1 protein-coding gene is annotated in these 2,436 nt (G+C 64.4%); it reads right to left on the bottom strand.

Annotated elements, in window-relative coordinates; translation table 11 throughout:
* Positions 1-2,436 (bottom strand): NAD-glutamate dehydrogenase domain-containing protein (locus EN750_RS29375; protein WP_145968019.1); only part of this gene is annotated, 2,436 nt, incomplete at both ends.

Genomic DNA, 2,436 nt, shown 5'->3' with positions numbered 1-2,436 from the left:
GAGGGGTGCCGTGCCGGCATCGTTCTTGAGGTACCAGCCGCTGGTCACGTAGATAAGGCGGCTGACCATCTGATAGAGATCGAGCTGCACCTGGCCGTCGATCTGGTTGTCGAGCGCGTCGATCTCGCGATAGAGCGCCGGCAAGGCAAAACCGTCGCGCACCAAGGCGAAGGTCCGCACCACGTCGGCGGCGGTGCGCCCCGTGGCTTCCTGCAGCCGGTTGACGAAGGACGGGCCGCCGCGATTGACCAGGTCGTTGGCGACGACCCGCGTGATGATCTCGCGGCGCAGCCGGTGGCCATGGATCTCAGTGGCGTATTTCTTCGCCATCCGGTCGGGAAAATAGCCCATCAGGTCGCGATCGAAATGCGCGTCATCAGGCACGTCGCTGGCGACGATGTCGGAAAACAGCACGATCTTGGCATAGGCGAGCAGCACGCCGAGTTCGGCTCTCGTCAGCGGTTCGCCACGCGCTTCGCGCTCGGCGAGCGCTGCCGGCGACGGCAGCGTCTCCACCGCGCGGTCGAGCAGGCCACGCGCTTCCAGCGCCGTCATGAAGCGGCTCTGATGCGCGATGTCGGCGAGGCCGCGCTTGCGGGCGATCGAAAGCGCCAGCGTCTGCTGGTAGTTGTTCGACAGCACCAGCGAGCCGACCTCGTCGGTCATCTCGGCGAGCAGCTTGTTGCGTGCCGGGCGCGTCAACGACCCCTTGCGCATGGCGGATGCCAGCGCGATCTTGATGTTGACCTCGACGTCGGAACAGTTGACGCCGCCCGAATTGTCGATGGCGTCGGAATTGCAGCGGCCACCATTCAGGCCGAACTCGATGCGCGCCCGCTGCGTGACGCCGAGATTGGCGCCCTCGCCGATCACTTTCGCCCGGACATCGAGCGCGGTGATGCGAATGGCATCGTTGGCGCGATCGCCGACTTCGGCGTTGGTTTCGGTCGATGCCCGCAAATAGGTGCCGATGCCGCCGAACCACAGGAGATCGACCGGGGCCTTGAGGATGGCGGTCATGATCTCGACCGGCGTGGCGGTGGTCTTGGCCAGGCCGATCGCCGCCGCCGCCGCCGCCGGCAAGGTGATCGATTTCTGGTTGCGCGAGACGATGATGCCGCCTTCCGACAGTTTCGTCTTGTCGTAGTCCTGCCAGCTCGAACGCGGCAGCGCGAACATGCGCTCGCGCTCGGCCATCGAGGCTGCCATGTCGGGATCGGGGTCGATAAAGATGTCGCGATGGTCGAAGGCGGCGATCAGCCGGGTTTTCGGCGACAAAAGCATGCCGTTGCCGAACACGTCGCCCGACATGTCGCCAACCCCGACGACCGTGAAGGACGAGGTCTGGATATCGCGGTTGATCTCGCGGAAATGCCGCTTGACCGCTTCCCAGGCGCCCTTGGCGGTGATGCCCATCTTTTTGTGGTCATAGCCGGCCGAGCCGCCGCTGGCGAAGGCGTCGTCGAGCCAGAAGCCGTGCTTCTCTGAGATCGCGTTGGCGGTGTCGGAGAAGGTCGCCGTGCCCTTGTCGGCGGCAACGACGAAATACGGATCGTCCGGTTCGCGTCTGATGACGCCGGCCGGGGGGATGACACCGTCGAGACCGATATTGTCGGTGATCGACAGCAGGCTGGAGACGAAATTCTTGTAGGCCGAGGTGCCGGCCTCGAAGATCGCGTCGCGACCGGCGCTCATCGGCAGCTTCTTCGGATAGAAGCCGCCCTTGGCGCCAACCGGCACGATGACGGCATTCTTGACCTGCTGTGCCTTGACCAGGCCGAGCACCTCGGTGCGGTAGTCCTGGGCGCGGTCGGACCAGCGCAGGCCGCCGCGCGCCACCGGACCGAAGCGCAGATGCAGGCCTTCGACCTCGGAACCGTAGACGAAGATCTCTCGCCACGGCCGCGGCGCCGGCAAGCCCTCGACCGCGTGCGAATCGAGTTTGATCGCCAGCGACTGGCCTTTCTCTTTCGTATCGGCAACGAAATGATTGGTGCGCAGCGAGGCTTCGATCAGATTGAGATAGCGCCGGATGATGGTGTCGTCATCGATGTTCGGCACATCCTCCAGCGCGTCCTTGATCTTGGCCTTGAGGTGCTTTGCGGCCACCACGCCTTCGGTCTCGGCTGTCGGGCCAAGCCGGGCGATGAACAGCGCATGCAGGCCCCGCGCTATGTCGGGATAGCGATTGAGCGCGGCGGCGATGAAATCCTGGCTTTGCGGGATGCCGACCTGCTGCAGATAGCGGCCATAGGCGCGCAGGATCGTGATCTCGCCTGACCACAAGCCGGCGGTCTGGGCAAGGCCGTTATAGCCGTCATTGTCGACATCGCCTCGCCAGACAGAGAGGAAAGCGTCCTCGAACAGCGCGCCGCCATCAGTCAGGTCGATCGGCTTGCCGTAGCTGTTCTCCAACTCCATGTCATGGATGAAGAC

This window comes from Mesorhizobium sp. M7A.F.Ca.ET.027.03.2.1, from assembly GCF_003999175.1.
In the GTDB taxonomy this organism is placed as follows: Bacteria; Pseudomonadota; Alphaproteobacteria; order Rhizobiales; family Rhizobiaceae; genus Mesorhizobium.
Note: the sequence above shows the minus strand (reverse complement) of the source record. Positions and strands in the feature narration are given on the sequence as shown.